Source organism: Ruegeria sp. SCSIO 43209 (assembly GCF_019904295.1).
In the GTDB taxonomy this organism is placed as follows: Bacteria; Pseudomonadota; Alphaproteobacteria; order Rhodobacterales; family Rhodobacteraceae; genus Ruegeria.
Genome location: NZ_CP065359.1, coordinates 2,769,383 through 2,793,845 on the forward strand (window position 1 = coordinate 2,769,383; position 24,463 = coordinate 2,793,845).

The 24,463-nt window shown below is 56.2% G+C and carries 35 protein-coding genes and 1 pseudogene; 2 read left to right on the forward strand and 34 right to left on the reverse strand.

The genetic code is table 11. The features are described from left to right. Positions 1-197: 197 nt before the first annotated feature. Positions 198-413, reverse strand: coding sequence for a DUF1127 domain-containing protein (locus I5192_RS13830; RefSeq protein WP_170392892.1), 216 nt, complete (start codon positions 411-413; stop codon positions 198-200). Positions 414-625: 212 nt separating this feature from the next. Between I5192_RS13830 and petA the strand changes: the two genes are divergently transcribed. Continuing rightward, positions 626-1,225, forward strand: coding sequence for a ubiquinol-cytochrome c reductase iron-sulfur subunit (gene petA, locus I5192_RS22775; protein ID WP_170819042.1), 600 nt, complete (start codon positions 626-628; stop codon positions 1,223-1,225). Positions 1,226-1,282: 57 nt separating this feature from the next. Here petA and rpmD read toward each other — a convergent pair whose 3' ends face one another. The 32 genes and pseudogenes from rpmD to rpsL all read right to left on the reverse strand — a co-directional run bounded on the left by rpmD (position 1,283) and on the right by rpsL (position 22,296). Next, positions 1,283-1,471, reverse strand: coding sequence for a 50S ribosomal protein L30 (gene rpmD, locus I5192_RS13840; RefSeq protein ID WP_170392894.1), 189 nt, complete (start codon positions 1,469-1,471; stop codon positions 1,283-1,285). Between the two features lie 12 nt (positions 1,472-1,483). Beyond that, the gene (gene rpsE, locus I5192_RS13845; protein ID WP_155148691.1) at positions 1,484-2,053 is read right to left on the reverse strand and encodes a 30S ribosomal protein S5; all 570 of its coding nucleotides are present in this window, start codon (positions 2,051-2,053) and stop codon (positions 1,484-1,486) included. A gap of 116 nt (positions 2,054-2,169) precedes the next feature. Further along, positions 2,170-2,529, reverse strand: coding sequence for a 50S ribosomal protein L18 (rplR, locus tag I5192_RS13850; protein ID WP_170392895.1), 360 nt, complete (start codon positions 2,527-2,529; stop codon positions 2,170-2,172). A gap of 11 nt (positions 2,530-2,540) precedes the next feature. Continuing rightward, entirely contained in the window at positions 2,541-3,074 is a 534-nt protein-coding gene (rplF, locus tag I5192_RS13855; protein WP_170392896.1) for a 50S ribosomal protein L6, read from the reverse strand. A gap of 11 nt (positions 3,075-3,085) precedes the next feature. Continuing rightward, the gene (gene rpsH / locus I5192_RS13860) at positions 3,086-3,478 is read right to left on the reverse strand and encodes a 30S ribosomal protein S8 (RefSeq protein WP_010437099.1); all 393 of its coding nucleotides are present in this window, start codon (positions 3,476-3,478) and stop codon (positions 3,086-3,088) included. A gap of 13 nt (positions 3,479-3,491) precedes the next feature. Continuing rightward, a complete protein-coding gene (gene rpsN / locus I5192_RS13865) occupies positions 3,492-3,797 on the reverse strand; it encodes a 30S ribosomal protein S14 (protein WP_010437098.1) in 306 nt (101 codons plus the stop codon). Positions 3,798-3,816: 19 nt separating this feature from the next. Beyond that, positions 3,817-4,377, reverse strand: coding sequence for a 50S ribosomal protein L5 (gene rplE / locus I5192_RS13870; RefSeq protein ID WP_170544316.1), 561 nt, complete (start codon positions 4,375-4,377; stop codon positions 3,817-3,819). Continuing rightward, positions 4,370-4,681, reverse strand: coding sequence for a 50S ribosomal protein L24 (rplX, locus tag I5192_RS13875; protein WP_223117091.1), 312 nt, complete (start codon positions 4,679-4,681; stop codon positions 4,370-4,372). Before rplX ends, rplE begins: the two co-directional genes overlap by 8 nt. A 2-nt stretch (positions 4,682-4,683) precedes the next feature. Continuing rightward, positions 4,684-5,052, reverse strand: coding sequence for a 50S ribosomal protein L14 (gene rplN / locus I5192_RS13880; protein ID WP_008757934.1), 369 nt, complete (start codon positions 5,050-5,052; stop codon positions 4,684-4,686). Between the two features lie 76 nt (positions 5,053-5,128). Continuing rightward, complete coding sequence (rpsQ, locus tag I5192_RS13885; RefSeq protein WP_068340771.1) at positions 5,129-5,359, reverse strand: 30S ribosomal protein S17; 231 nt, start codon at positions 5,357-5,359, stop codon at positions 5,129-5,131. A 4-nt stretch (positions 5,360-5,363) separates the two neighbouring features. After that, the gene (gene rpmC, locus I5192_RS13890) at positions 5,364-5,570 is read right to left on the reverse strand and encodes a 50S ribosomal protein L29 (protein WP_010437082.1); all 207 of its coding nucleotides are present in this window, start codon (positions 5,568-5,570) and stop codon (positions 5,364-5,366) included. Positions 5,571-5,841: 271 nt separating this feature from the next. Next, positions 5,842-6,624, reverse strand: a complete 783-nt coding sequence (locus I5192_RS13895) for an SDR family oxidoreductase (protein WP_223117092.1) — start codon at positions 6,622-6,624, stop codon at positions 5,842-5,844. 54 nt (positions 6,625-6,678) lie between these two features. Then, positions 6,679-7,299, reverse strand: coding sequence for a 2OG-Fe(II) oxygenase family protein (locus I5192_RS13900; protein WP_170567436.1), 621 nt, complete (start codon positions 7,297-7,299; stop codon positions 6,679-6,681). A gap of 40 nt (positions 7,300-7,339) precedes the next feature. Further along, the gene (locus tag I5192_RS13905) at positions 7,340-7,888 is read right to left on the reverse strand and encodes an amino acid synthesis family protein (RefSeq protein ID WP_170424539.1); all 549 of its coding nucleotides are present in this window, start codon (positions 7,886-7,888) and stop codon (positions 7,340-7,342) included. A gap of 160 nt (positions 7,889-8,048) precedes the next feature. Beyond that, positions 8,049-8,462 (reverse strand): 50S ribosomal protein L16, encoded by a 414-nt coding sequence (gene rplP / locus I5192_RS13910; protein ID WP_039538270.1) that lies wholly within the window; start codon positions 8,460-8,462, stop codon positions 8,049-8,051. A gap of 12 nt (positions 8,463-8,474) precedes the next feature. Beyond that, positions 8,475-9,185 carry a 30S ribosomal protein S3 gene (gene rpsC / locus I5192_RS13915; protein ID WP_008758042.1) on the reverse strand — a complete coding sequence of 237 codons (711 nt, stop codon included), beginning with the start codon at positions 9,183-9,185 and terminating at the stop codon, positions 8,475-8,477. Continuing rightward, entirely contained in the window at positions 9,185-9,565 is a 381-nt protein-coding gene (gene rplV, locus I5192_RS13920; protein WP_039538267.1) for a 50S ribosomal protein L22, read from the reverse strand. The genes rpsC and rplV overlap by 1 nt, the downstream gene beginning before the upstream one ends. A gap of 3 nt (positions 9,566-9,568) precedes the next feature. Further along, positions 9,569-9,847 (reverse strand): 30S ribosomal protein S19, encoded by a 279-nt coding sequence (gene rpsS / locus I5192_RS13925; protein WP_010437056.1) that lies wholly within the window; start codon positions 9,845-9,847, stop codon positions 9,569-9,571. Between the two features lie 3 nt (positions 9,848-9,850). Next, entirely contained in the window at positions 9,851-10,693 is an 843-nt protein-coding gene (gene rplB, locus I5192_RS13930; RefSeq protein ID WP_008757664.1) for a 50S ribosomal protein L2, read from the reverse strand. A gap of 308 nt (positions 10,694-11,001) precedes the next feature. Then, positions 11,002-12,036, reverse strand: coding sequence for a fatty acid desaturase (locus I5192_RS13935; RefSeq protein WP_223117093.1), 1,035 nt, complete (start codon positions 12,034-12,036; stop codon positions 11,002-11,004). Positions 12,037-12,287: 251 nt separating this feature from the next. Next, on the reverse strand, positions 12,288-12,920 hold the full coding sequence (locus tag I5192_RS13940) for a hypothetical protein (RefSeq protein ID WP_170424535.1): 633 nt from the start codon (positions 12,918-12,920) through the stop codon (positions 12,288-12,290). Next, a complete protein-coding gene (locus I5192_RS13945) occupies positions 12,917-13,213 on the reverse strand; it encodes a 50S ribosomal protein L23 (RefSeq protein ID WP_010437040.1) in 297 nt (98 codons plus the stop codon). Before I5192_RS13945 ends, I5192_RS13940 begins: the two co-directional genes overlap by 4 nt. After that, positions 13,210-13,827, reverse strand: a complete 618-nt coding sequence (gene rplD / locus I5192_RS13950) for a 50S ribosomal protein L4 (RefSeq protein ID WP_170508772.1) — start codon at positions 13,825-13,827, stop codon at positions 13,210-13,212. The genes I5192_RS13945 and rplD overlap by 4 nt, the downstream gene beginning before the upstream one ends. Beyond that, complete coding sequence (rplC, locus tag I5192_RS13955; RefSeq protein WP_008758167.1) at positions 13,824-14,549, reverse strand: 50S ribosomal protein L3; 726 nt, start codon at positions 14,547-14,549, stop codon at positions 13,824-13,826. Before rplC ends, rplD begins: the two co-directional genes overlap by 4 nt. A gap of 18 nt (positions 14,550-14,567) precedes the next feature. Continuing rightward, complete coding sequence (gene rpsJ / locus I5192_RS13960) at positions 14,568-14,882, reverse strand: 30S ribosomal protein S10 (RefSeq protein ID WP_008756422.1); 315 nt, start codon at positions 14,880-14,882, stop codon at positions 14,568-14,570. A gap of 201 nt (positions 14,883-15,083) precedes the next feature. Then, positions 15,084-15,701: a hypothetical protein gene (locus tag I5192_RS13965; RefSeq protein ID WP_223117094.1), complete on the reverse strand. Its 618-nt coding sequence runs from the start codon at positions 15,699-15,701 to the stop codon at positions 15,084-15,086. Between the two features lie 243 nt (positions 15,702-15,944). Then, positions 15,945-16,088: pseudogene (gene tuf / locus I5192_RS13970) on the reverse strand (elongation factor Tu); the annotation flags it as partial. Positions 16,089-16,115: 27 nt separating this feature from the next. Next, positions 16,116-17,828, reverse strand: coding sequence for an amidohydrolase (locus tag I5192_RS13975; RefSeq protein WP_255611890.1), 1,713 nt, complete (start codon positions 17,826-17,828; stop codon positions 16,116-16,118). Positions 17,829-18,066: 238 nt separating this feature from the next. Continuing rightward, positions 18,067-19,242, reverse strand: a complete 1,176-nt coding sequence (gene tuf, locus I5192_RS13980) for an elongation factor Tu (protein WP_010441214.1) — start codon at positions 19,240-19,242, stop codon at positions 18,067-18,069. A 60-nt stretch (positions 19,243-19,302) separates the two neighbouring features. Continuing rightward, on the reverse strand, positions 19,303-21,420 hold the full coding sequence (fusA, locus tag I5192_RS13985; RefSeq protein WP_170328783.1) for an elongation factor G: 2,118 nt from the start codon (positions 21,418-21,420) through the stop codon (positions 19,303-19,305). Positions 21,421-21,438: 18 nt separating this feature from the next. Beyond that, complete coding sequence (rpsG, locus tag I5192_RS13990; protein WP_010441203.1) at positions 21,439-21,909, reverse strand: 30S ribosomal protein S7; 471 nt, start codon at positions 21,907-21,909, stop codon at positions 21,439-21,441. 15 nt (positions 21,910-21,924) lie between these two features. Further along, positions 21,925-22,296, reverse strand: a complete 372-nt coding sequence (gene rpsL, locus I5192_RS13995) for a 30S ribosomal protein S12 (protein WP_005621086.1) — start codon at positions 22,294-22,296, stop codon at positions 21,925-21,927. 359 nt (positions 22,297-22,655) lie between these two features. On the opposite strand from rpsL, the gene I5192_RS14000 reads away from it, so the two are divergent. Continuing rightward, positions 22,656-23,510 (forward strand): glycosyltransferase, encoded by an 855-nt coding sequence (locus tag I5192_RS14000; protein WP_255611895.1) that lies wholly within the window; start codon positions 22,656-22,658, stop codon positions 23,508-23,510. On the opposite strand, the gene I5192_RS14005 is transcribed toward I5192_RS14000, so the two are convergent. Beyond that, positions 23,495-24,364 carry a DMT family transporter gene (locus I5192_RS14005; protein WP_223117096.1) on the reverse strand — a complete coding sequence of 290 codons (870 nt, stop codon included), beginning with the start codon at positions 24,362-24,364 and terminating at the stop codon, positions 23,495-23,497. The genes I5192_RS14000 and I5192_RS14005 overlap by 16 nt on opposite strands. Between the last annotated feature and the right edge of the window lie 99 nt (positions 24,365-24,463).

Consider the following 24,463-nt stretch of genomic DNA (forward strand, 5'->3'; position numbering starts at 1 on the left):
GCTTCTCCTAAGCCGGATGTGACCCCCGAAGCGTGATGGGCCAACCACGGCGTTTCTTGGTTTTGATTCTCGTGGATGGAAATCCACCGGAGCGCTCTACAGCGTTGCGGCTTTGGTTGCAAGGTTTGATCCATCACAATTGCCAAAACCAAAAGAGGCGCCGAAATGGCGCCCCTTCAACGGTGAGTGTTGGGGTGTTACGCGCAATATGCGTGGTCGCGTGCAATATCTGCGATATCACAACGGCGAACGCCGATATCGTCCAGCTCGCGGTTGCTCAGGCTTTGCAATTCGCGATAAGTGCGGCTGTATTCCGCAGCGCGGGCGCGGTTCTCTTTTACGCGCTCAACAAAGCTCTCGATACGAGCGCTCAGGTTGAAGCCGCCATGAGTCAGTGTAGCTGTATGTGCCATATCTAATTTCCTTTCTGTTCCAGGGCGTATTCCCTGGGCGTTTCCATTTGTTCCTTTGTGGACCAGGCTCAGATAGGAGCATTAGATACCGCTAACAACGCGTGTTTTGGTCTAGCCGGTATGCGTTTGGTGAATGGCGGTGAAACCTTAGCAGCGCATTTTCAAACGCTTTCGAATGATGATATTGATGTTTGATATTGGGGGATCGCCTTATGATACGCAGAGATTTTCTGGTTTTTGGCGGCGCAACCTGCCTGGCTTTACGAGGCCAAACCGTATCTTCCCAAACTTGGAGTGAACGGTATGGACGTTCTCAACCCATTGAGATTACCAAAGTTGATCTAAATGGGCTAACTCCGGGTCAGCAAATGCTCATCAAGTTTCGGGACGGTCCGGTTACTGTCAGATATCGGACCCAAAAAGAAGTCGACGCTGCACGCTCAACACCACTGAGTGAGTTGCCTGACAAATTTGCACGAAATGCAAATCTTCGTGCAGATGCCCCAGCGACAGATGAAAATCGATCATTCGGAGAAGATGGGCGCTGGTTGGTATATCGTCCCATTTGCACGCATTTGAATTTCATAACCTTCCCGGCAACTCAGCCCTTTGGAGACGAACCTTATTGGATTAACTGCCCATCACATGGAGGCAGATACGACTCGGCAGGGCGCGTCAGAGCCGGCCCAGCACCTGAGAACCTGCCAATCCCACCTGTGCGTTTTCTTTCTAATGGAGTTTTGGAAATCCGCTCTCGCGACAGCTTTAGTAACGAAAAGGCCGTGCGCGACTCACATCCGTCTGATTGGTAGAAAAAAAACGCCCCCGACATCGTCGAGGGCGCTTCAATTACTTCAAAGAACTCGCGCTTAGCCGCGCTCTTCGATGATCTCAACCAGATGCGGGATCTTGTTGACCATGCCGCGGATCGAAGGTGTGTCTTCCAGTTCGCGGGTGCGGTTCATCTTGTTCAGGCCCAGGCCGATCAGGGTTGCGCGCTGTTCGGCGGGGCGGCGGATCGGGGAGCCGATCTGCTTGACGACGATGGTTTTTGCCATGGGTCGCTCTCCTTATGCTTCTGCTTCAGCAGCAGCCGGTGCTTCGTCCCGCTTGGGCAGGATGTCAGCAACCTTTTTGCCACGACGTGCAGCAACCGAACGCGGGCTCTGCTCTTTCTGCAGGCCGTTGATGGTGGCGCGGATCATGTTGTACGGGTTCTGCGAGCCCAGCGATTTGGACACAACGTCCTTCACGCCCAGCATTTCGAACACGGCACGCATCGGACCACCGGCGATGATACCAGTACCTTCAGGTGCGGTGCGCATAACCACTTTACCGGCGCCGTGACGGCCTTCGATGTCGTGGTGCAGGGTCCGACCTTCGCGCAGTTGCACGCGGATCATCTGACGCTTGGCCTGTTCAGTCGCCTTGCGGATGGCCTCAGGTACTTCTTTCGCTTTACCTTTGCCAAAGCCGACGCGGCCTTTCTGATCACCGACAACCACCAGAGCGGCGAAGCCAAAGCGCTTACCACCTTTTACGGTTTTCGACACGCGGTTGATTGCGACCAGACGATCTGCAAATTCCGGCGCTTCTTCACGATCGCGGCCACGGCCCCGACGGTTTTCACGTTCTGCCATTTGGCATCCCTTTTCTCATGTGGCGCATGCGGCGCCGTTTAGTTCAATCCAAGTGAGCCCCGACTGTCGCCGAGGCCCCCGGATCATCGGGGCAGCCGCAAAGCTGCCCGCAAGTCTTAGATCTTCAGACCACCTTCACGCGCGGCGTCGGCCAGAGCCTTCACCTTGCCGTGGAACAGGAAGCCGCCACGATCGAAATAGGCCTCTTCGACGCCTGCCTTTTTGGCGCGCTCGGCGATGGCCGCGCCCACTTTGGTGGCCGCTTCGACGTTGTTCTTGCCCACAACGCCCAGATCCTTTTCCAGGGTCGAGGCTGCGGCCAGGGTCACGCCACGTACGTCGTCGATCAGCTGAACAGAGATGTTCTTGTTCGAACGGTGTACGGACAGACGCGGACGACCCGCGTTGACCTTGCGAAGTTTGTTCCGAACGCGCAGGCGGCGCTTCAGAAACAGGGTTCTTTTGCTGTTTGCCATTGTTTGCGTCCTTACTTCTTCTTGCCTTCTTTGCGGAAGATGAACTCGCCCTTATAGCGGATGCCCTTGCCTTTGTACGGCTCGGGACGGCGCCATTCGCGGATTTTGGCCGCGACTTCGCCCACCTGCTGCTGGTCGATACCTTCCACAACGATCTCGGTCTGCTTCGGCGCGGTGATGGTGACACCTTCCGGAGCAGTGAAATCAACATCGTGGCTGTAACCCAGGTTCAGCTTCAGGGTGTTGCCCTGCATCTGAGCCCGGTAGCCAACACCCTGGATCTCCAGCTCTTTTTTGAAGCCGTTTGTTACGCCTTCAACCAGATTGGCGACCATGGTGCGGCTCATGCCCCACTGCTGACGCGCACGCTTGGACATGCCACGGGGATCGATCTTGACCACGTTGTCTTCAACCGACAACGTAACGTCGTCGGTGGCGGTGAAGCTACGGGTGCCTTTCGGACCTTTCACTTCGATGGTCTGACCCGACACAGAGGCGGTAACGCCGCTGGGCAGCTCGACCGGTTTTTTACCAATACGAGACATTGCAGACCTCCTTAGAAGACGGTGCAGAGCACTTCGCCGCCAACATTGTTGGAGCGAGCGTTTGCATCCGACATCACACCTTTCGGAGTGCTGACAATCGACACACCCAGACCCTGACGGACCTGCGGGATGTCATTGACGCCCATGTAGACGCGACGGCCAGGCTTGGAAACCCGCTTGAGTTCGCGAATAACAGGGGTGCCTTCGTAGTATTTCAGGCTGATTTCGATGGCCGGATGACCGTTTTCACCGGTCGTCGCTTCGTAGCCACGGATATAACCTTCGTCCGCCAGCACGTCCAGAACCCAGCCGCGCAGCTTGGAAGCCGGGGTGGAAACGGTGGACTTGCCGCGCATTTGCGCGTTGCGGATACGGGTGAGCATATCGCCGATAGGATCATTCATATCTATGTCTCCCTTACCAGCTCGATTTCACCATGCCGGGGATCTGACCAGCAGAACCCAGCTCGCGCAGCGCGATACGGCTGACCTTCAGCTTACGGTAGTAAGCGTGGGGACGACCGGTCAGCTGACAACGGTTGTGCAGACGGGTAGCCGAGCTGTTGCGCGGCAGTTTCGCCAGTTTCAGACGCGCTTTGAAACGCTCTTCCATCGGCTTGCTCTCGTCATTCGCGATTTCTTTCAGCTCGGCACGCTTTGCGGCATATTTGGCCACCAGGCGTTCGCGCTTCTTCTCGCGTTCGATCATTGCTTTTTTAGCCATGTCTCAATCCTCCCGGCGCTTACGCGTTGAACGGCATGTTGAATGCTTTCAACAATGCCTTTGCTTCAGCGTCGGTTTTCGCTGTGGTGGCAATTACGATATCCAGGCCCCAGACCTCGTCGACCTTGTCGAAGTCGATTTCCGGGAACACGATGTGCTCTTTCATGCCCATGGCAAAGTTGCCACGACCATCGAAAGACGGCTTCACACCGCGGAAGTCACGAACGCGAGGCATCGCGATGGTGATCAGACGATCCAGGAATTCGTACATCCGGTCGCCGCGCAGGGTCACTTTCGCACCCAGCGGCATGTCTTCACGAACGCGGAAACCCGCGATCGACTTCTTCGCCTTGGTTGCAACGGCCTTCTGGCCAGCAATCGCAGTCAGATCTTCGACAGCAGCTTTCGCTTTTTTCGAGTCTTTGACGGCCTCAGCACCACAACCGATGTTCAGAACGATTTTTTCCAGCTTGGGCAGCTGCATGTCGTTCTTATAGCCGAACTCTTCTTTCAGAGCGGCACGGATGGTTTCGGCGTACTGAGCTTTCAGACGCGGGGTGTAGGTTGCGGTATCAAGCATCGATCAAGTCCCCTGTGGTCTTGGCGAAGCGCACTTTCTTGTCGCCTTCCATGCGGAAGCCAACGCGGGTTGCTTTGCCGTTTTTGTCCAGCAGTGCCAGGTTCGACAGCTCGATCGGGTTTGCCTGAGGCAGGCGACCACCTTGCGAGGTTTGCGACTGACGGGTGTGGCGGATGGCGATGTTGATGCCATCGACAACAGCTTTACCGGCTTTAGGGTCAACCGAGGTGATAGTCCCCTCTTTGCCCTTGTCCTTGCCGGCCAGCACGACGACCTTGTCGCCTTTGCGGAGTTTAGCAGCCATGATTACAGCACCTCCGGAGCCAGCGAGATGATTTTCATGAAGTTCTTGCCGCGCAGTTCGCGAACAACGGGGCCAAAGATACGGGTACCTACGGGCTCGTTGTTGTTGTTCAGGATGACGGCGGCGTTGCGATCGAAACGGATCGCGGTGCCGTCTTCGCGACGGACTTCCTTGGCGGTGCGTACGACGACGGCCTTACGGACGTCACCTTTCTTTACGCGGCCGCGCGGGATGGCTTCCTTCACCGAGACGACAATGATGTCGCCGACGGAGGCGTATTTACGCTTGGAACCACCCAGGACCTTGATGCACTGAACTCGGCGTGCGCCGGAGTTGTCAGCGACATCCAGATTGGTCTGCATCTGGATCATGTGGTTTCTCCCGACCTGTGGGGGCTGGTCTCGTTAAATCCCCCAGGGTTTCGACAAATGGAAAAATCCCGGAAGCTTACGCTTCCAGAACTTCCCAACGTTTCGTCTTCGATTTCGGCGCGCATTCGATGATGCGTACGGTGTCGCCGACCTTGAAGGCGTTCTTTTCATCGTGAGCCCTGTATTTCTTGGACTTACGGATGGTTTTCTTCAGAACCGGATGCGTAAAGCGGCGCTCGACGGATACGGTTACGGTCTGTTCGTTGGCGTCGCTGGTCACGGTGCCTTGCAGGATACGCTTGGGCATCTGATTACTCCTCGGATGCCGCAGCAGCGGCCTTTTCGTTCAGAATGGTTTTGACACGGGCAGCATTGCGGCGGGCCGCTTTGATGCCGGCTGTGTTTTCCAGCTGACCGGTTGCCTGTTGAAAGCGCAGGTTAAAGCTTTCTTTCTTCAGGTTGGCCAGTTCCTCGCGGAGCTGGTCCGGGGTCTTGTCACGCAGTTCTTGGGCGTTCATCGCCTTTTCCTTTGCTCAAAACACCAGAAGGCCCCGTACACGGGTCACCTTTGACCTGGTGGATGAATGATAGACATACGAATCGCCCGACAACGCCGGGAGATCGCAGGATGCCGCCGTATAAGGGTTTGGGGGGTGGGTGGCAAGGGAAAGTTTCAAACCGTGTTCGGGCAGATGAAACTACCTGTTTCCAAATTCCCGCCGCCCTCTGAATCCGGGCAGCAGATGACAACCGCGACCTTTCTTGATCCCGACAAACGCGGCCAAGTGCTCAGGCACCTTTCTCCTGCATTTTCCGAACCATTTTCAGGCGCGCGCGTCGCGGCAGCAACGGCATGACCCAACCCAGCACAAACGCGAGCGACTTATCGTTGATCACCGTGAGCTTCCCATCGATCATGGCGTCATAGCCGACTTTGGCCACGGCCTCAGCGGTCGCCCCTTTTTGGGCAACAAGCTTTGTGCCCTCAAGATTTGCCGCAGTAGCAAATTCGGTCGCGACATAGCCCGGCTCCAGTGCCGTCACAGTGACGCCCTTACCTTTCAGCTCCTCCGCGAGCGCCTGACTGAAACTCGAAACATAGGCCTTGGTGGCAAAATAGGTCGCCTGAAGTGGACCCGGCATATGCGCCGCAGTCGAACTGACATTCAGTATCTTTCCGCCACCGCCACTGACCATATCCGAGCCGAACAGATGACACAGAGAGACAAGGGCTTCGACGTTCAGCCGGATCATATCCAGATCGTCCGAAAGGCGGCGATCCAAAAAAGCCCCATGCCCTCCGAATCCAGCATTGTTGATCAGGTAGTCGACCGTCAGGTCTTTGCACTTGACGGCCTCATAAAGTTTTTCCGCGCCTCCAACAGCACCCAGATCAAGCGGAATGGCAGTGACAGTAACATCGTGGGCTGCCTCAAGCTCTGATCTGAGGGCATCTAACGCATCTCCGCGTCGCGCACTGATGATCAGATTGCCGCCTCGCGACGCATGATAACGTGCCAATTCCCGACCAATTCCGGCTGATGCGCCTGTGACGAGAGCTGTTTTGGTCATAGTATCCTCCGACGAAGTAGCTGGAGCGCTTTCACCTTGACGCTTTAAGACGCTTCACTCCCATTTATAGTTGAAGCTAACAGAAATCCGCTCGTCCTCGGCCATGTTCATCGGCACCTCGTGGCGCAGCCAGCTTTCCCACAGCAGGACGTCGCCCACCTGTGGCTTCATGTAGATGAAAGGCTGTAATTCCCGACGCCCGCCTTTCAGCCTCGTCGGGGCGGCCATCATACGGCCCGAACGTGGGTCTTCCAGTTTCAGTGCACTGGCCCCTTCCGGCATGGACACATAGGTCGTGCCCGAAATGACACTGTGAGGGTGCAGGTGACTGGCATGCATTCCGCCCTCGGGCAGGATATTGATCCACAGATCCTCAAGCTTCAACGCGCGGTCGTCCAGATCAAACTCCAAATCCTTGGCGAAAGCCGCGACGTGCTGATCCAGCACTTTGACAAGATCGGCAAATATCGGAAATCGCCAAGGCAAATCGGTCAGCGAAGCATAACTGGTGTAGCCGGGATACGCGTTCGCTTCACACCAGTCCTGCCCGGCCTCATCATCTTCAGCAATAACAAGGCATGAACTCTCCAATTCCTCCACGTCGATCCTGGGATCGAATTCGGACAAGTTTGCGCGATAGAGACGGGTGACGAAGAGTGATTCAATCTGTGCCATGGGCTGGGCATACCCCAGCCCTCTCGGCAAGACCAGCCGCTTAGGTCTTGATGGGCCCTTTGCCACAGCGTGGTATCGGGCGACCTCCGTCGGCATAGGCGAGGCACAGCACGATCTCATCCGGTTTCGGCGCATCTGGGATGTTCAGCGTCATCGTGTCGAAATGATCGAACGACCACGGATTGTCCTTGTGCCCCAGCGGAAGATCAATCGCGCAACCCGGCGCGCCCAGCTTGGCGTTGGACGGTATCACCGCCTCACCTCCGCCCACCGCAGCGCGCATGGGCGCACCGAGTTTGGGGTGGATCACCGCCCCGCCCTGCTCAAGATCGCCGTTCATGCCGACAATCGCGGCTTTGCCGTACGAAACCGGCGGCCCATCAAGCTGAGAAACTGCCTCAGCGGCGAGTTCCGAACCCAGAATGGCGCCGATCTCGAACAACTCTGAAAGATCGTCCGAGAAGTGCCCGGCCAAAGGGTTCTGCATCACCGCCAGCGCTGCAACCCGACTGATCGGATCACAAGGCTGGCCCAACTGGTCGGTGGTTATGACTTCCTTAATGAGCATCTTTTTGCGCAGCTGAACCATAGGACCCTCCCATTCCTGCAAGTTAGCCTAGGGGTGCGGCGGAGGGAGGTCGACGTTTTTCACGATCCACGATACACGGGCTGCCGAACCAAAAGAAAACCCCCGCCGGTTTCCCGACGAGGGTCATTCTTGTAACGAGTGGGGTCAAAGCCCCAATCGCTTACCAGTCTTCGCGGACCACAACGCGGGTCTTGATCGGCAGCTTCATCGCGGCCAGGCGCAGGGCCTCGCGGGCGATGTCGTCATTGACGCCATCGATCTCGAACATCACACGACCGGGCTTTACTTTCGCTGCCCAGAAGTCAACGGAGCCTTTACCTTTACCCATACGGACTTCGGTTGGCTTCGAGGTCACGGGGGTATCCGGGAAGATCCGGATCCAGACGCGGCCTTGACGTTTCATGTGACGGGTCATGGCACGACGTGCAGCTTCGATCTGACGCGCGGTGACGCGCTCGGGCTGCAGTGCTTTCAGACCGTAGGTGCCAAAGTTCAGATCGGAACCGCCTTTGGCGAGCCCCTTGATCCGGCCTTTGTGCATCTTGCGGAATTTAGTACGCTTTGGTTGAAGCATATCTTTCCCTCCTTAGCGACGACCGCCACCAGCACCACGAGGTGCAGGGCCGTCCTGGAGTTCTTGTGCTTTACGGTCACGTGCCTGCGGATCGTGCTCCATGATCTCACCTTTGAAGATCCAGACCTTGATCCCGATGATCCCGTAAGGAGTCATCGCTTCAGCATGTGCGTAATCGATGTCGGCACGCAGGGTGTGCAGAGGCACGCGGCCTTCGCGGTACCACTCGGTCCGTGCGATTTCGGCGCCGCCCAGACGACCAGCGACGTTCACCCGGATACCCAGGGCGCCCATGCGCATGGCGTTCTGAACCGACCGCTTCATCGCGCGGCGGAACGAGACGCGGCGCTCGAGCTGCTGAGCGATCGACTCGGCAACCAGCTGCGCGTCAAGCTCGGGCTTGCGCACTTCGACGATGTTCAGGTGCAGTTCGCTGTCAGTCATACGAGCAAGTTTTTTGCGCAGAACTTCGATGTCTGCACCTTTCTTGCCGATGATGACACCGGGACGTGCAGTGTGGATCGTAACGCGGCACTTCTTGTGCGGACGTTCGATGATCACACGGGCAACACCGGCCTGCTTGCACTCTTTGTTGATGAACTCACGGATTTTGAGGTCTTCCAGCAGAAGATCACCGTAGTCCTTGGTGTCGGCGTACCAGCGGCTGTCCCAGGTGCGGTTGACCTGAAGGCGCATGCCGATCGGATTGACTTTATGTCCCATTAGGCTTGCTCCTCAACTTGACGCACCTTGATGGTGATCTCCGAGAACGGCTTCATGATCTTGCCGAAACGGCCACGGGCACGCGGACGACCACGCTTCATGACCAGGTTCTTGCCAACCCAGGCTTCGGCGACGATCAGTTCGTCGACATCCAGGTTGTGGTTGTTCTCGGCGTTGGCGATTGCAGACTGCAGGCACTTCTTGACGTCCTGCGCGACACGCTTGTTCGAGAAAGTCAGGTCGGTCAGAGCCTTTTCGACTTTCTTGCCGCGGATCATTTGCGCAACCAGGTTCAGTTTCTGCGGGCTAGTACGGAGCATGCGCGTTTTCGCCATTGCTTCGTTTTCAGCCACGCGGCGGGGGTTCTTTTCCTTGCCCATGACTTACTTCCGCTTCGCTTTTTTGTCTGCGGCGTGGCCATAATAGGTGCGGGTCGGCGAGTACTCACCGAACTTCTGACCGATCATGTCTTCCGAGACGTTGACGGGGATATGCTTATGGCCGTTGTACACACCAAAGGTCAGACCCACGAACTGGGGCAGAATGGTGGAACGACGCGACCAAATCTTGATGACTTCGTTGCGGCCCGACTCGCGCGCTGCTTCGGCTTTTTTCAGCACGTAAGCATCGACGAAAGGACCCTTCCAAACAGAGCGAGACATAGATTAACGTCCCTTCTTCTTGGCGTGCCGCGAGCGGATGATCAGCTTCTGGGACGCTTTGTTCTTGTTGCGGGTACGCTTACCCTTGGTGTCCTTACCCCACGGTGTAACCGGCGTACGGCCACCCGAGGTACGACCTTCACCACCACCGTGCGGGTGATCGATCGGGTTCATTGCAACACCACGAACCGACGGACGAACGCCCTTGTGGCGCATACGACCGGCTTTACCTAGGTTTTGGTTCGAGTTGTCGGGGTTGGACACGGCACCAACGGTGGCCATGCATTCCTGACGGACCATGCGCAGCTCGCCCGAGCTCAGACGGATCTGAGCGTAGCCGCCATCGCGACCAACGAATTGCGCATAAGTACCGGCCGCACGTGCGATCTGACCGCCTTTACCAGGCTTCATCTCGATGTTGTGGACTATGGTACCAATGGGCATGCCCGAGAAGGGCATTGCGTTGCCCGGCTTGATGTCGGCCTTGGCGGATGCCACGACTTTGTCACCAACAGCCAGACGCTGCGGAGCCAGGATATATGCCTGCTCGCCGTCTTCATATTTTACCAGTGCGATGAATGCGGTCCGGTTCGGGTCATATTCGATCCGCTCGACGGTTGCCGCGACATCAAATTTGTTCCGTTTGAAGTCAACGATCCGGTAGAGACGCTTTGCGCCACCGCCGCGGCGGCGTGAAGTGATCCGTCCGGTGTTGTTCCGGCCGCCCGATTTGGTCAAACCCTCAGTGAGAGACTTGACCGGACGTCCTTTCCAAAGCTCCGAACGGTCGATCAGCACCAGCCCGCGCTGGCCCGGCGTCGTCGGCTTGTACGACTTGAGTGCCATGCTTTCTGTCTTCCGTTTAGCAAGTGCAGGGTGTTTCCCCGCTATGTGATAGGCCCCCGTAGGTGCCAAGGGTATAGGGCCCCGAAGGTCCCCGGTTACAAATATCAGAGGCCCCGGAACGAATCCGAGGCCGCAAGATTGGGAGCGTGTAGCAGTGTTGGGGATGGGTGTCTATAGGGTGCGGCCCAAGATTCTTATGGAGACCAAAGAAAAAGTCACCGCAACATTTGCCCCAGGTTTCAATTTCGCAAGTCGCGCGATCAGTGGGTATTACTTATTCGGCCGGAAGAACTCAGGTAACTTGCCACTCACTGATACAATGCGCGAACCTCGGCGAAGGACAACAGGCGGCGGTGTTTTTCGTCCCACAGGTGCAACCGCGCGTTGGCAATGCTCTCACGAATGGTCATCCTGTTGCTGTTTGCCAACTCGTCGTGATCGCGCAGCACTTCGGTCAGGCGGTAGAACGGAATGCGGCTGTACAGATGGTGCACGTGGTGGATGCCGATATTGGCACTGAACCACTGTAGCACCGGCGGCAGAATATAATGCGAGCTTCCGTGCAGGGCCGCCTCGTGCAACTGCCAATCTTTGTCCGAATCCCAATGCGTTTCTTCGAATTGGTGCTGAACATAAAACAGCCATACTCCTGCAGTTGCCGCAATCAGGGTTGAGGGCAGAAAAATCAGTAGGACCGGCATCAAGCCGCCATAGTAGTAGACAGCAAAAAGGGCGGTCAGAATAGCTATATTGGTACCCATCGCGCTGACCCAGAACCGAGCGCTACCAGTTAAACCCAAGGGCAGGCGGTTTTGAAGCAGGAACAAATAGCCGGGGCCAAGTACGAACAGTGTGACCGGATTGCGATAAACGCGATACCAGAACCGGTTCATGGGAGACTTGGATTGGTACTCAGCCACTGTCAGCGTGTGGATATCCCCCATTCCCCGCTTGTCCAAGTTACCCGAACTGTTGTGATGGTAAGAATGAGTGCGGCGCCAGACATCATAGGGTGTTAGGGTCAGCACCCCGATCACCCGTCCAACCCAGTCGCTGACTGTCCGGTTCTTGAAGAACGCCCCGTGCCCGCAATCGTGTTGGATCGCAAACAGGCGCAGCAGGAAGGCCGCATTCAGGACCGCAATGGCAAATGCCAGCCAGTAGCTGATGGATAATGCCATCCAGGACAGCGCCCAAAGCACAAAGAATGGGATAATGCTGACACCCAGCTCAAAGGAACTGCGCCATTGATTAGGTTCGCGGTATTTGGCAAGCGTCGAAACCCAATCCCGCGCGGCAGTTCTATCCGGGTTTTCCCGGGTCGAGAGAGAGGTTTCGGTCATGCGCCTGCCATGTCTTTTGTTTGTTGGAAGCCGGATAGACTACCCGCGCGACATAGCAAGCGAATTGTGCAAATTATGAGAGTTTAGCGCTCAAATTTTTGTGTCGCCGCGTAAGAACAACCCCCATGAGCACGCCACTTACCTCTCCCCAAAGACGCGTCCAATCACGGACCGCCGGATATATCGATGTGTGGTCTCTCTTCCAGGGTTGCACGTGCTTCTGAAGCGTTTCTGATGAGTCAACGCAACTCTTACCCCAACGACCGCCTTCTGCAGAGCGGCTCAGACTCTACCGCGATACGTTGCTTGAGTTTGATATGACCCAAAACCTCGCGAAATGCGCGGTGCTTGGGTTTGCCTTCCAGATAATCCGCCAGTTTGAGCAGGTTGATCGGGTGCTTCGTAATTAACGTCTCGATCCGCTGCACCGCTTCGTCCAGCACGTAGTGATCCACATACTGGCAGGCCACCTGTGTAGGCGTCAGGAGACAGTAATCCTGCGAGCGTTTCTCAGTATAGCGCGTGATGTCGAAGGGCGACGCACCGAGGGCGTGGAACTTGGGGATGTGCACACGCATCTCGGCCTCGACGTGTTCCAACACCGTACCCGAGGTCTGGCGAAACCCCAGCGGACCAAGCTTATCGACCACATGATTGCGCATCGCCGGAGAGATCATGTCCACATCCGCCCGGTCGTATTTCAGATCGTCGAAAACCGACAAAAGCCCCAGCTTTTCATCGGCGATCTGAAAATAGGGCTCGGCGCTGAAAGCCCGCATCTTCTCCAACACCTGCGCACGCGCAGTTTCAGGGTCTGAAACGAAATCGGCCCCGGCGGGTTGAACCGCCGGGGCCGTGAATAGTCGCAGTAAGCGTCGGATCAAAGACCGGTGCTCACGTCGATTGTGTTACCCTCTTCCAGGGTAACATATGCTTTTTTGACGTCTTTCCGACGGCCCAGCTGGCCGCGGAACCGCTTGACCTTGCCTTTGGTCACGGTGGTGTTCACCGCTTTGACCTTCACACCAAACAGCGCCTCAACGGCCTCTTTGATTTGCGGCTTGTTGCTATCGATCGCCACTTCAAAGACAACCGCGCCGTTTTCGGACGCCATGGTCGACTTTTCGGTGATGACCGGCTTGCGGATCACGTCGTAGTGTTCTGCCTTCGCGCTCATTTCAGACGAGCCTCCAGTGCTTCGACAGCCGCTTTGGTGAGCACCAGAGTGTCACGCTTGAGGATGTCATAGACGTTTGCGCCCATCGACGGCAGGATATCCAGACCTTCGATGTTCTTGGACGCTTTCAGGAACCCTTCGTTCACGGTCGCGCCGTCGATGACCAGAGCACGTTTCCAGCCCAGGTTTGCAACCTGTTTGGCCAGAGCGGCGGTCTTGCCTTCGGCTTCGGCACTCTCGATCACAACCAGCTCACCTGCCTTGGCTTTTGCCGACAGAGCGTGGCGCAGGCCAAGCTTGCGGAACTTCTTAGGCAGGTCGTGGCCGTGCGAACGCACGACGGGGCCTTTGTAGATACCACCACCACGGAAGATCGGCGCGTTACGGTCACCATGGCGTGCGCCACCGGTGCCCTTCTGGCGATAGATCTTCTTGGTCGAGTAGCTGGTTTCCGAGCGGGTCTTGACCTTGTGGGTGCCAGCCTGCGCGTTGTTGCGCTGCCAACGGACCACACGGTGCAGGATGTCCGCGCGCGGCTCGAGGCCGAACAGGTCTGCATCCAGCTCGATGTTGCCGGCTTTGCCGCCGTCCAGTTTGATTACATCAAGTTTCATGCTTCACCACCTTCCGCGGGCGCTTCTTCCGCAGGTGCTTCGGTTGCAGCCGATTTCACAGCAGCCGGGAAAGGCAGGCCTTCCGGTGCTTTCTTCTTGACGGCGTCCTTGACGGTGACCCAGCCCGATTTCGGTCCGGGAACGGCGCCTTTGATGAAGACCAGATTCCGGTCGGCGTCGGTTTTGACGACTTCCAGGTTCTGGGTGGTGACACGGGCAGCCCCCATGTGACCGGCCATCTTCTTGCCTTTGAACACCTTGCCCGGGTCCTGACACTGACCGGTCGAACCGTGCGAACGGTGGCTGATCGAAACACCGTGCGAGGCGCGCAGACCACCAAAGTTCCAACGCTTCATCGCACCGGCGAAGCCTTTACCGATCGAGGTGCCCGAAACGTCAACTTTCTGACCTTCCAGGAAGTGTTCTGCCGAAATCTCGGCGCCCACATCGATCAGGCCATCTTCGGAGACGCGGAACTCGGCCAGCTTACGCTTGGGCTCGACCTTGGCAGCGGCATAGTGACCGCGCATGGCCTTCGAGGTGCGTTTTGCTTTGGCAGCACCGGCGCCCAGCTGAACGGCAGTGTAGCCGTCTTTGTCAGCGGTGCGCTGTGCAACGACCTGCAGGTTGTCCAGGTGAAGAACGGTCACAGGGATCTGCTTGCCGTCTTCCATGAACAGGCGGGTCATGCCAACTTTTTTTGCGATAATACCAGAGCGCATAATCTATACCCTCCGATCTTACGACTGCAGCTTGATCTCGACGTCCACACCAGCAGCGAGGTCGAGCTTCATCAGCGCGTCAACGGTCTGGGGGGTCGGATCAACGATGTCCAAGAGACGCTTGTGCGTACGGATCTCGAACTGGTCGCGGGATTTCTTGTCAACGTGAGGGCCACGGAGAACCGTGAACTTCTCAATCTTGTTCGGCAGTGGGATCGGGCCGCGCACGTTCGCGCCGGTCCGCTTGGCAGTGTTGACGATCTCTTGCGTGCTGGCATCCAGAACGCGATAGTCAAATGCCTTCAGCCGAATACGGATGTTTTGGCTTTGCATAGATACAGCCTTTTATCAGGCGTTGAGGTTGAGAGGAGGACAGACGCGCATCGCCAACCCTCATCGAACCCAAAAGGCGGGAATCACCCCGCCTTGATGTTCTTATTGAGAACTCGCGCGTATTAGTGGGGTTGGTGGGGTTTGGCAAGGGGGAGATTACATGTCGACCCCGATTTAGGGACACGCAGTCAGAAACGGAAGCTATTTTTCAACTCGAGCACTAAAGACAACCGGAAATTGCGCTTCTTCTAGGTTTAAGTGACCAGCTATCAACCACCCCTTCCCAGAGATGTCGACCTCAAATGTGTGCATTAATCGGGCCGCCAAAATGAAAAAGTCAGCTAACTCTTCTTTGGCTTGCTCGAACTCTTGCTCGGTCAAAGTCTTGTAAGAGGCATGCAAAAAGTTACCGCTTTTGTTGTAAAAGTCCTCTGCTTTTATTCGGCTAAGGTGATCTTCTTCAACTGAAACGAATTGGCCTTCGATACCTGTCTCTTTACTTGGCACCACCCTAATGGCTTCCGGGAAAAACCTTGGGTTGATCTTTTCCAAAAGCTTCATTTTTTGAGTGGCACTATAGTTCTTCTGCAAATTCTTAGAAATTGCTTCGCCAACATCCCGATGAGCCGAAACAGACAACAACATCAATTCTTCGATGATCATTCTGAGGTCAAGGTGAGCTTGCCGTAAGGAAACTAGACCAGCACTGCATAAAGGAGTTTTCGCAAGTTGTGTCGAGTAAGCTTCCAACGACAGCATATGGGCCTTAATCAAAATTAGATACTCAACTGCGTCACGAACTTCAAACTCTTGTGTCATTTCTCAAAATTCTTTGAGTTTGCGAGTATTTTCAATCTTTCTCAACCAATTCTCGACAAAAAAGACCGCCCCATTGTTTGGAGCGGCCTTCATTGTCTCAGCGATGTGCCGGGCTGAAGCCCGGCCTAGCGATTACTTAATGAATTTCTACACACTTTTAGGGCACGTCTCGAGATCATAGAACTCAAACAAAAAGGGCGTCCCGAAGGACGCCCTTTCCGATTGATCATTCGCTTACGCGACTTACTCGACGATTTTCGACACGACGCCGGCGCCGACGGTGCGACCGCCTTCGCGGATCGCGAAGCGCAGACCGTCTTCCATCGCGATCGGCGCGATCAGCTCAACGGTGAAGCCAAAGCTGTCGCCGGATAAAACCAATTCGGTGACGTCTCAGTTCCCAAAACCCACAGGCTAGTTCCTAACAAGCCACGGGGCTTCAACCTTCATGCCTTGATAGACCGCGTGCATGAAAAGGTGTGCAATCACAGGGTCATTTGAAAATGGCGAGAATTGCAGATTTCCCTCTCTGACATCGCCTTCCGCTTCATAGACCACCTCGTCGCCTTTAATCGTTACACGCACTTCAAGCTCCGCCAGTGTTTCCGGATCGACGGCAGCAGGATCGTCCGACAAAATCACAAAGTCCGCGACTTTTCCAACTTCGATAGACCCCTTCTCGTCTTCTTCAAAATGCTGCCAGGCGGGCCAGATTGTCATGGCTTTCAAGGCGGTCATAACGTCGACTCTTTGATGGGGACCCAAAATGTCACCAGACCGTGTGCGGCGGGTTACCGTCGCGGCGAGAACACGCATGCTGTTCGGAAAGGCGACCGGCGCATCGTGATGCGTGCCGAACTTCATGCCACGCTCGTGCAGCCATCCTGTAGGCGAAATATTTTCTGCGTTTATCGGCCCGACCGTATGATCCCGGTGCCAATCGCCCCAATAGAACGTATGCATCGGAAAGAGCGACGGAAACACACCAAGGCGCTTAAGGCTTGCGACTTGATCCTCGCGAAGAAACTGACCGTGAATCAGAACTGGGCGGTTGCCAGGATCGCCATACTTGATCTGTGCCTCTTCGAGTGCAGCAATCAGCATGTCAGATGCCCCTTCACCGTTGGAATGCACGAGGATTTGGAAATCGTTGTCGTAACACCAATTCACCGCGTCCTGGAGTTGCTCCATCGTGATGGCTGCGTATCCTGCGTAGCCGGCGGCATAGTTCCCAACCGGATCATAATAGGGTCGATCCCTTAAAGCGGTAAAACCTTGCGGCGAGCCATCAATTGTAAGTTTACAGCCCCCGACCCGAACCCTGTTTTCGTAGCTTTTCGAAGTGTTCGCACCAATAAACTCTTTCGACTCAAGAACATCCGGGAAGGCTACTACATCGATTGGAAGAGCTTCTTCCGCAGCAACTTTCCTGAGAACCTCGACAATCTGACCTGATGATCGGCCTTCCTGCCCGGTCGTATATCCAAACTTTGCCCAAAGGTCGGTTCCAGCTCGGGCAAATGCTGCCAGACCCCCTTCACCCAGATTTCCCAGCAAGGGAACGAGGACAGAAAAGAACGCGTACTCCTCCAGAACACCGTTTGGCTCTCCGGCCTCATCGCGTTGGATCACCCCGCCCGGAGGTGCTTCGGAAGCCGCCGTTATACCAGCCAATTCCAAAGCTTTCGAGTTTGCGACACCTATATGCCCAGACTGATGAATAATGACGACAGGCAAGTCCTCAGACACAATGTCCAGCTCTTGTCGTGTTGGGTGACGGAGTTCCTTTAATTGAGCATTGTCGTAACCAAAGCCGATGATCATTTTGACCTGCTCAACGGCTTGCGCATTCTCCTCGGCCCAGTCAGTCAGTGTGGATTGCAGACTGGCGATATCAATGACATCCCCGTCCGGTGGCGCAAGAAGGTTAGCGGACAGGGCTTGCAGGCCGCCCATGACGACATGTCCGTGGCTATCAACGAAACCCGGAAGCATCGCGCGCCCTTCCAGATCATAGGTTTCGGTTTCCTCACCCTGATGCACCGACAAGTCAGATAGCGACCCAACCGCAAGAATGCGCCCGTCTTTGACTGCGACAGCTTCGGCGGACGGAGCCGTATCGTTCATCGTTACAATTGGTCCGCCCAAATAGATCCGATCCGCAATCTGTTGTGAGGACGCAGAGGTAGATGAGAAAGCAACCGCTGCGACAAGACAAACTGAACGCGCCCAAAAGTGCATCTTATGACCTCTTTCTAATTGCAATGTCTCAATACGAAAGAAGTTAGCATTACTGTTGGCTTAGGCAAAAACGAAAAAGGGCGCCCCGAGGGACGCCCTTTCTTTGTATATTCGCTTACGCGAATTACTCGATGATTTTCGAGACGACGCCGGCGCCGACGGTGCGGCCGCCTTCGCGGATGGCGAAACGCAGGCCGTCTTCCATCGCGATGGGCGCGATCAGCTCAACGGTGAAGCCGACGTTGTCGCCGGGCATAACCATCTCGGTGCCAGCCGCCAAGGTCACGGTGCCGGTCACGTCAGTTGTACGGAAGTAGAACTGCGGACGGTAGTTCGCGAAGAACGGGGTGTGACGACCGCCTTCTTCCTTGGTCAGGATGTAGGCTTCGGCTTCGAACTTGGTGTGCGGTGTAACCGAACCCGGCTTACACAGAACCTGGCCACGCTCAACGCCGTCACGGTCGATACCTCGCAGCAGGGCGCCGATATTGTCGCCCGCTTCACCGCGATCCAGCAGCTTGCGGAACATTTCAACACCGGTACAGGTGGTTTTCTGAGTGTCACGGATGCCGACGATTTCGATCTCGTCGCCAACATTGATCACGCCACGCTCAACACGACCGGTCACAACAGTACCACGGCCCGAGATCGAGAACACGTCTTCAACCGGCATCAGGAACGGCTTGTCGACTTCACGCTCAGGGGTGTCGATGTAGTCATCAACAGCCGCCATCAGTTCCTTGATCTTCTCTTCGCCGATTTCCGGGTTGTTGCCTTCCATCGCGGCCAGAGCCGAACCTGCGATGATCGGAATATCGTCGCCGGGGTATTCGTAGCTGGACAGCAGTTCGCGAACTTCCATCTCAACCAGTTCCAGCAGCTCTTCGTCGTCAACCTGGTCAACTTTGTTCATGAACACGACCATCTTCGGGATGCCAACCTGGCGGCCCAGCAGGATGTGCTCGCGGGTCTGCGGCATTGGGCCGTCAGCGGCGTTCACAACCAGGATCGCGCCGTCCATCTGAGCGGCACCGGTGATCATGTTCTTGACGTAGTCGGCGTGGCCGGGGCAGTCGACATGCGCATAGTGGCGGTTGTCGGTCTCGTACTCCACGTGGGCGGTCGAGATGGTGATGCCACGTGCTTTTTCTTCAGGCGCGCCGTCAATCTGGTCATACGCTTTGAAGTCACCGAAATACTTGGTGATTGCTGCGGTCAGCGTGGTCTTGCCGTGGTCAACGTGGCCAATCGTGCCGATGTTGACGTGCGGCTTATTACGCTCAAACTTTTCCTTTGCCATGATGGCCTCCTTTTTCGGTAATGAAGGGAGCGCGTTAGCCGCGCTCCCTCAAATCTTCGCTTATGCGTATTTCGCCTGAATCTCGTCCGAGATGTTCTGCGGAACCGGATCGTAGTGATCGAACTGCATTGTGAACTGGGCACGGCCCGACGACATCGAACGCAGAGTGTTGATGTAGCCGAACATGTTCGCCAGCGGAACGAACGCGTCGATCGCGATTGCGTTGCCGCGCGGTTCCTGACCAGACACCTGGCCCCGACGCGAGGTCAGGTCGCCGATGATACCGCCGGTATATTCTTCCGGGGTGATCACTTCGACCTTCATGATCGGTTCCAGCAGTTTCGCGCCAGCTTTGCGCATGCCTTCGCGCATACACATCCGCGATGCGATTTCGAACGCCAGAACGCTCGAGTCAACGTCGTGGAACTTACCGTCCAGCAGGGCAACCTTGAAGTCGATCACGGGGAAGCCGGCCAGCGGGCCGCTATCCATGACCGAGTTGATGCCTTTTTCAACACCGGGGATGTATTCCTTCGGAACGGCACCACCAACGATGCGGCTTTCGAACGAATAGCCTTCGCCTGCTTCGGTCGGCTGGATCTCCAGCTTGACTTCCGCGAACTGACCCGAACCACCCGACTGTTTCTTGTGGGTGTAGGTGTGCTCGACCGGCATCGAGATGGTTTCGCGATAGGCCACCTGAGGTGCACCGATGTTCGCTTCAACCTTGAACTCGCGCTTCAGACGGTCAACCAGGATGTCCAGGTGAAGTTCGCCCATGCCCTTCATGATGGTCTGACCCGACTCCAGGTCGGTTTCCACGCGGAAGGACGGGTCTTCGGCGGCCAGACGGGCCAGACCCTGGGACATCTTCTCTTGGTCGCCCTTGGTTTTGGGCTCGACCGCGATTTCGATCACCGGGTCGGGGAAGGTCATGGTTTCCAGAACCACCGGATCCTTCGCGTCACACAGAGTGTCGCCGGTGGTGGTGTCTTTCAGACCCGCCAGCGCGATGATGTCGCCTGCAAACGCTTCTTCGATCTCTTCCCGGTTGTTCGAGTGCATCATCATCATACGACCGATGCGCTCTTTCTTACCTTTGGTCGAGTTCAGGATCGAGTCACCCTTGTTCATGGTGCCCGAGTAGATCCGGGTGAAGGTCAGAGAGCCAACGAAGGGGTCGTTCATGATTTTGAACGCCAGACCCGAGAAGGCCATGTCGTCGTCTGCACGACGGGCGATGTCACGAACTTCTTCCTCGTCGCCGGGTTTGAAGCCCATGTAATCGACAACGTCCAGCGGGCTGGGCAGATAGTCGATCACAGCGTTGAGCAGCGGCTGAACGCCTTTGTTCTTGAACGCCGAACCACCCAGAACCGGAACGAACGCGATTTCCAGAGTACCTTTGCGCAGCAGAGCGCGCAGGGTCGGAACGTCGGGCTCATTGCCTTCCAAGTATTCCATCATCGCGTCGTCGTCCATTTCGACGGCCGCTTCGATCATCTTGCCGCGCCATTCGTCAGCCATGTCTTTCAGGCTGTCGCGGATAGGAGCTTTGATCCAGCTTGCGCCCAGATCTTCGCCCTGCCACAGCCACTCTTCCATGGTGACCAGGTCGATCAGACCTTCCAGCTCGGACTCGGCACCGATCGGAATACCAACCGGAACAGCGCGTGCGCCGGTGCGGTCTTCGATCATGTTGACGCAGTTGAAGAAGTCAGCGCCGATCTTGTCCATTTTGTTGACGAAAACCATACGCGGAACCTTGTAGCGGTCAGCCTGACGCCACACGGTTTCGGTCTGGGGCTCAACACCGGCGTTTGCGTCCAGAACGCAGACAGCACCGTCGAGAACCGCCAGCGAACGCTCAACTTCGATGGTGAAGTCAACGTGGCCGGGGGTGTCGATGATGTTCAGGCGGTGCTTAGGAGTTTCTGCGGTCTGACCGTCCTCGGTGCGTTCCCAGAAAGTGGTGGTCGCAGCCGAAGTGATGGTGATGCCGCGTTCCTGCTCCTGCTCCATCCAGTCCATGGTGGCTGCACCATCGTGCACCTCACCGATGTTGTGGGATTTACCAGTGTAATACAGGATACGCTCCGAGCAGGTGGTCTTACCTGCGTCGATGTGCGCCATGATACCGAAGTTACGGTACAGTTCGAGCGGATATTCGCGTGCCATTGGTCTAAGCCTCTCGGATTACCAACGATAATGGCTGAAGGCTTTGTTCGCCTCGGCCATCTTGTGGGTGTCTTCGCGTTTCTTGACGGCAGTACCGCGGGACTGAACGGCGTCCAGCAGCTCGCCTGCAAGGCGCTCTTCCATGGTGTTTTCGTTGCGGCCGCGCGCAGCAGTGATCAGCCAGCGGATGGCCAGTGCTTCGCGGCGCTCAGGGCGCACTTCGACCGGAACCTGATAGGTTGCACCACCAACGCGGCGCGAGCGAACTTCGACCGACGGCTTGATGTTGTCGAGCGCTTCGTGGAACACTTCGACAGGAGCGCGCTTTACCTTGTTCTCAACGCGGTCAAACGCGTTGTAAACGATGCGCTCTGCGACCGACTTCTTGCCGTCGATCATCAGGTTGTTCATGAATTTGGTCAGTACCTTGTCGCCAAATTTGGCGTCAGGCAGGACTTCGCGTTTTTCGGCGGCGTGACGACGTGACATATCAGCCTCTCCTTCTTACTTGGGACGCTTCGCGCCGTATTTCGAACGACGTTGCTTACGATCTTTGACGCCCTGAGTATCCAGAACACCGCGCAGGATGTGGTAACGCACACCGGGAAGGTCTTTTACACGGCCGCCACGGATCAGAACAACCGAGTGTTCCTGCAGGTTGTGGCTTTCACCCGGGATGTACGAGATGACCTCGAACCCGTTGGTCAGGCGCACTTTGGCAACCTTACGCATAGCCGAGTTCGGCTTCTTAGGTGTGGTGGTGTACACGCGGGTGCAAACGCCGCGCTTCTGCGGGCACTGCTCCAGGTGCATGGACTTCGAGCGTTTTACTTTGGGCTGCCGCGGTTTGCGGATCAGCTGTTGAATAGTTGGCATTCCGGTTTCTTCCCCGTTTTGCAACACACATGACATGCACGCGCGTTGCGTGCGGTTAAATTCGCTGCACTCATGCGTCCACAAGCGCAAAACCCGCGAGCGTTCCCATTCCGAGGTGAACGTCGCGGTTTGTTATCAGAGGGCGCGAACGATAAAAGTGTCCGGGCCTTGACCAGTTCATTACTGAAATCGGTTATGGGGCGGCCCCCGGTACCGAGATGTCGCGCGTATTAAGGGGAGTCGGCCCGAGTGTCAACAGCCCAGCGGGAAAGGCGTGTTGTACATAAGAGCTCCGGCCGTCTATCAGGAACTAATGGAGTTTCCCACTGCGCCGACGCATTGCAGCACTCCGGCACCGGATGCATAGTGAACATGCCCTGCAAACCATTGGATGCCCCATGCAAGTCTTTGGCCTGTGCCGATTTTCATTCCCTGCTCTGGGCGATTTCCAGATCGAACATGACACGGTCGCAGATCGGCGCGCCCATCTCTACAACCCTGCTCGTCTGGAAGAGCGGTTCCGCTTGTTCGAATCTGTGACGTTGCCCAGCTTTCGCACGCAGACAGATGGGGACTATCAGCTTCTGGTCGTTGTTGGGGACTGTCTGCCGCGAAAGGCGCTCGACCGGATTAAGGACCTCACCGCTGACATCAAGCAGGTACGAATTGTCCAAAGACCCGTCGAACCAAGCCATAAACACCGGCAGGTCATGAAACGAATCCTTCAGGAAGCGCGTTCAAACCCGGACCGGCCCTGTCTTCAATTTCGCCATGATGACGACGACAGCATTTCGATTGATTTCATCGAAAGACTGCGCGAGTCCGCCGATGATGTTGCCGGGCTGATTGGAAAAAATCAGGCCATAGGCCTCGATTTCAACAACGGATACCAGGCCAGCTTTGGGCCGAATGGCGTTCGGGCGGCACAAGTCTACAAATCTCTGCTTGGGGTGGGCTTGGGCATGCTTATCGCGGGCGGGTGCGCCCACACGATCATAAGTTTTACCCACAACCGGATCGGGCGTTTCATGCCAGTGGTCAGTTATCCTGATCGCCCGATGTGGATCAGGACATTGAACAACTCCAACGACTCGCCGCGCGCTGAAAAGCAAAAGGCGCAGCTTGCGCCGATCACGCCCGAAATCGAGACCGATTTTGCCACGCGTTTCGCGCTAAACCCCGGTTTCGTACGTTTGCCTCACTTCTCCGCCTGACGCGACCGTTCGCGAAACAGAGTGAACATCCCTGCCGCAACTACCAATGCACCACCCAGCATTGTGATCGCGTCCGGCCAGTCACCAAACACAGCCCACCCCAGTCCCAGTGCCCAAAGCAGGCTGGAATAGCGAAATGGCGCAACAAAACCGACCTCGCCCACGCGCATCACCATGACACTGAATAGATAGCCTATCAGAACAAAGACCGCAGCGCTGGCGATCATCGCTCCAGATGCGGTCGAGACCGGCACCCATCCTTCAAACGTGGAGACGATGATCGCTGCCAATGTGATAGTGAGGGATGTCGCCAGTGTTACCACCATAGAAGGTACTTCGGCTGACATTCGGCGAGTGATCAAATCGCGAACTGTAACGGAAGCAACCGCAATCAATGCGTAAATCGCATAGATGCTGAACCCTTCAGGACCGGGCCGAACGATCAACAACATACCGACGAACCCAAGCGCAATTGCAGCAATACGTCTCCATCCAATTACTTCACCGAAGAATAAGGCAGCACCCAAAGTCACGGTCAGCGGCAACGCCTGTAGAACTGCCGTAACGTTGGCAAGCGGCATGTGCATCAGAGCCGTCAAAAAGAAGATGGTCGCCGCCAACTCTGCCAGGCAACGTAATGCGATAAGCCATTTGTCATGGAGGGGAAAATTCAGGTGGAGCGCCCCAAGATAACGGGCCATTATCAACACAAGAACTGTCGCCAAAACTCCGCGCATGGCCACAAGTTGGAACAGAGGCAGATCTTGCCCCACCACTTTCACCAACGCATCATTGACGGTAAAGGCCGCCATACTGCCCATCATCAGCAGCGCGCCTTTAACGTTAGGACTCATTTAATCAACACCCGGTCTTCAATATATTGTCGTATTCACTGTTCAATTGATCACGAATTCAATTTGCGCCTGACAATCCTACAGTAATAGTTCCGACGA

Bases quoted from the DNA above. Each gene is read 5' to 3' on its own strand.
- tuf (WP_010441214.1), bottom strand. From the start codon at position 19,242: ATGGCAAAGGAAAAGTTTGAGCGTAATAAGCCGCACGTCAACATCGGC.
- rplX (WP_223117091.1), bottom strand. From the start codon at position 4,681: ATGGCTGCTAAACTCCGCAAAGGCGACAAGGTCGTCGTGCTGGCCGGC.
- rplP (WP_039538270.1), bottom strand. From the start codon at position 8,462: ATGCTTCAACCAAAGCGTACTAAATTCCGCAAGATGCACAAAGGCCGG.
- I5192_RS13975 (WP_255611890.1), bottom strand. From the start codon at position 17,828: ATGAACGATACGGCTCCGTCCGCCGAAGCTGTCGCAGTCAAAGACGGG.
- rpsS (WP_010437056.1), bottom strand. From the start codon at position 9,847: ATGTCTCGCTCTGTTTGGAAGGGTCCTTTCGTCGATGCTTACGTGCTG.
- rpsN (WP_010437098.1), bottom strand. From the start codon at position 3,797: ATGGCTAAAAAAGCAATGATCGAACGCGAGAAGAAGCGCGAACGCCTG.
- I5192_RS13945 (WP_010437040.1), bottom strand. From the start codon at position 13,213: ATGAGCGCGAAGGCAGAACACTACGACGTGATCCGCAAGCCGGTCATC.
- rpsJ (WP_008756422.1), bottom strand. From the start codon at position 14,882: ATGCAAAGCCAAAACATCCGTATTCGGCTGAAGGCATTTGACTATCGC.
- rpsE (WP_155148691.1), bottom strand. From the start codon at position 2,053: ATGGCAGAACGTGAAAACCGTCGGGGCCGTGGCCGCGATCGTGAAGAA.
- I5192_RS14005 (WP_223117096.1), bottom strand. From the start codon at position 24,364: ATGAGTCCTAACGTTAAAGGCGCGCTGCTGATGATGGGCAGTATGGCG.
- fusA (WP_170328783.1), bottom strand. From the start codon at position 21,420: ATGGCACGCGAATATCCGCTCGAACTGTACCGTAACTTCGGTATCATG.
- rplE (WP_170544316.1), bottom strand. From the start codon at position 4,377: ATGCTTGATACCGCAACCTACACCCCGCGTCTGAAAGCTCAGTACGCC.
- I5192_RS13965 (WP_223117094.1), bottom strand. From the start codon at position 15,701: ATGACACAAGAGTTTGAAGTTCGTGACGCAGTTGAGTATCTAATTTTG.
- I5192_RS14000 (WP_255611895.1), top strand. From the start codon at position 22,656: ATGCATAGTGAACATGCCCTGCAAACCATTGGATGCCCCATGCAAGTC.
- rplB (WP_008757664.1), bottom strand. From the start codon at position 10,693: ATGGCACTCAAGTCGTACAAGCCGACGACGCCGGGCCAGCGCGGGCTG.
- rpmD (WP_170392894.1), bottom strand. From the start codon at position 1,471: ATGGCAAAAACCATCGTCGTCAAGCAGATCGGCTCCCCGATCCGCCGC.
- I5192_RS13900 (WP_170567436.1), bottom strand. From the start codon at position 7,299: ATGGCACAGATTGAATCACTCTTCGTCACCCGTCTCTATCGCGCAAAC.
- rpsC (WP_008758042.1), bottom strand. From the start codon at position 9,185: ATGGGACATAAAGTCAATCCGATCGGCATGCGCCTTCAGGTCAACCGC.
- rplD (WP_170508772.1), bottom strand. From the start codon at position 13,827: ATGAAACTTGATGTAATCAAACTGGACGGCGGCAAAGCCGGCAACATC.
- rplF (WP_170392896.1), bottom strand. From the start codon at position 3,074: ATGTCTCGTATTGGTAAAAAACCGGTCGAGCTGCCCAGCGGCGTTACC.
- rpsL (WP_005621086.1), bottom strand. From the start codon at position 22,296: ATGCCAACTATTCAACAGCTGATCCGCAAACCGCGGCAGCCCAAAGTA.
- rplV (WP_039538267.1), bottom strand. From the start codon at position 9,565: ATGGGCAAGGAAAAGAACCCCCGCCGCGTGGCTGAAAACGAAGCAATG.
- I5192_RS13830 (WP_170392892.1), bottom strand. From the start codon at position 413: ATGGCACATACAGCTACACTGACTCATGGCGGCTTCAACCTGAGCGCT.
- petA (WP_170819042.1), top strand. From the start codon at position 626: ATGATACGCAGAGATTTTCTGGTTTTTGGCGGCGCAACCTGCCTGGCT.
- rpmC (WP_010437082.1), bottom strand. From the start codon at position 5,570: ATGAACGCCCAAGAACTGCGTGACAAGACCCCGGACCAGCTCCGCGAG.
- rpsG (WP_010441203.1), bottom strand. From the start codon at position 21,909: ATGTCACGTCGTCACGCCGCCGAAAAACGCGAAGTCCTGCCTGACGCC.
- I5192_RS13935 (WP_223117093.1), bottom strand. From the start codon at position 12,036: ATGACCGAAACCTCTCTCTCGACCCGGGAAAACCCGGATAGAACTGCC.
- rpsH (WP_010437099.1), bottom strand. From the start codon at position 3,478: ATGAATGATCCTATCGGCGATATGCTCACCCGTATCCGCAACGCGCAA.
- rplC (WP_008758167.1), bottom strand. From the start codon at position 14,549: ATGCGCTCTGGTATTATCGCAAAAAAAGTTGGCATGACCCGCCTGTTC.
- rpsQ (WP_068340771.1), bottom strand. From the start codon at position 5,359: ATGCCCAAGCGTATCCTGCAAGGCACCGTGACCAGCGACGCCAACGAA.
- I5192_RS13895 (WP_223117092.1), bottom strand. From the start codon at position 6,624: ATGACCAAAACAGCTCTCGTCACAGGCGCATCAGCCGGAATTGGTCGG.
- I5192_RS13905 (WP_170424539.1), bottom strand. From the start codon at position 7,888: ATGGTTCAGCTGCGCAAAAAGATGCTCATTAAGGAAGTCATAACCACC.
- rplN (WP_008757934.1), bottom strand. From the start codon at position 5,052: ATGATCCAGATGCAGACCAATCTGGATGTCGCTGACAACTCCGGCGCA.
- rplR (WP_170392895.1), bottom strand. From the start codon at position 2,529: ATGGCAAACAGCAAAAGAACCCTGTTTCTGAAGCGCCGCCTGCGCGTT.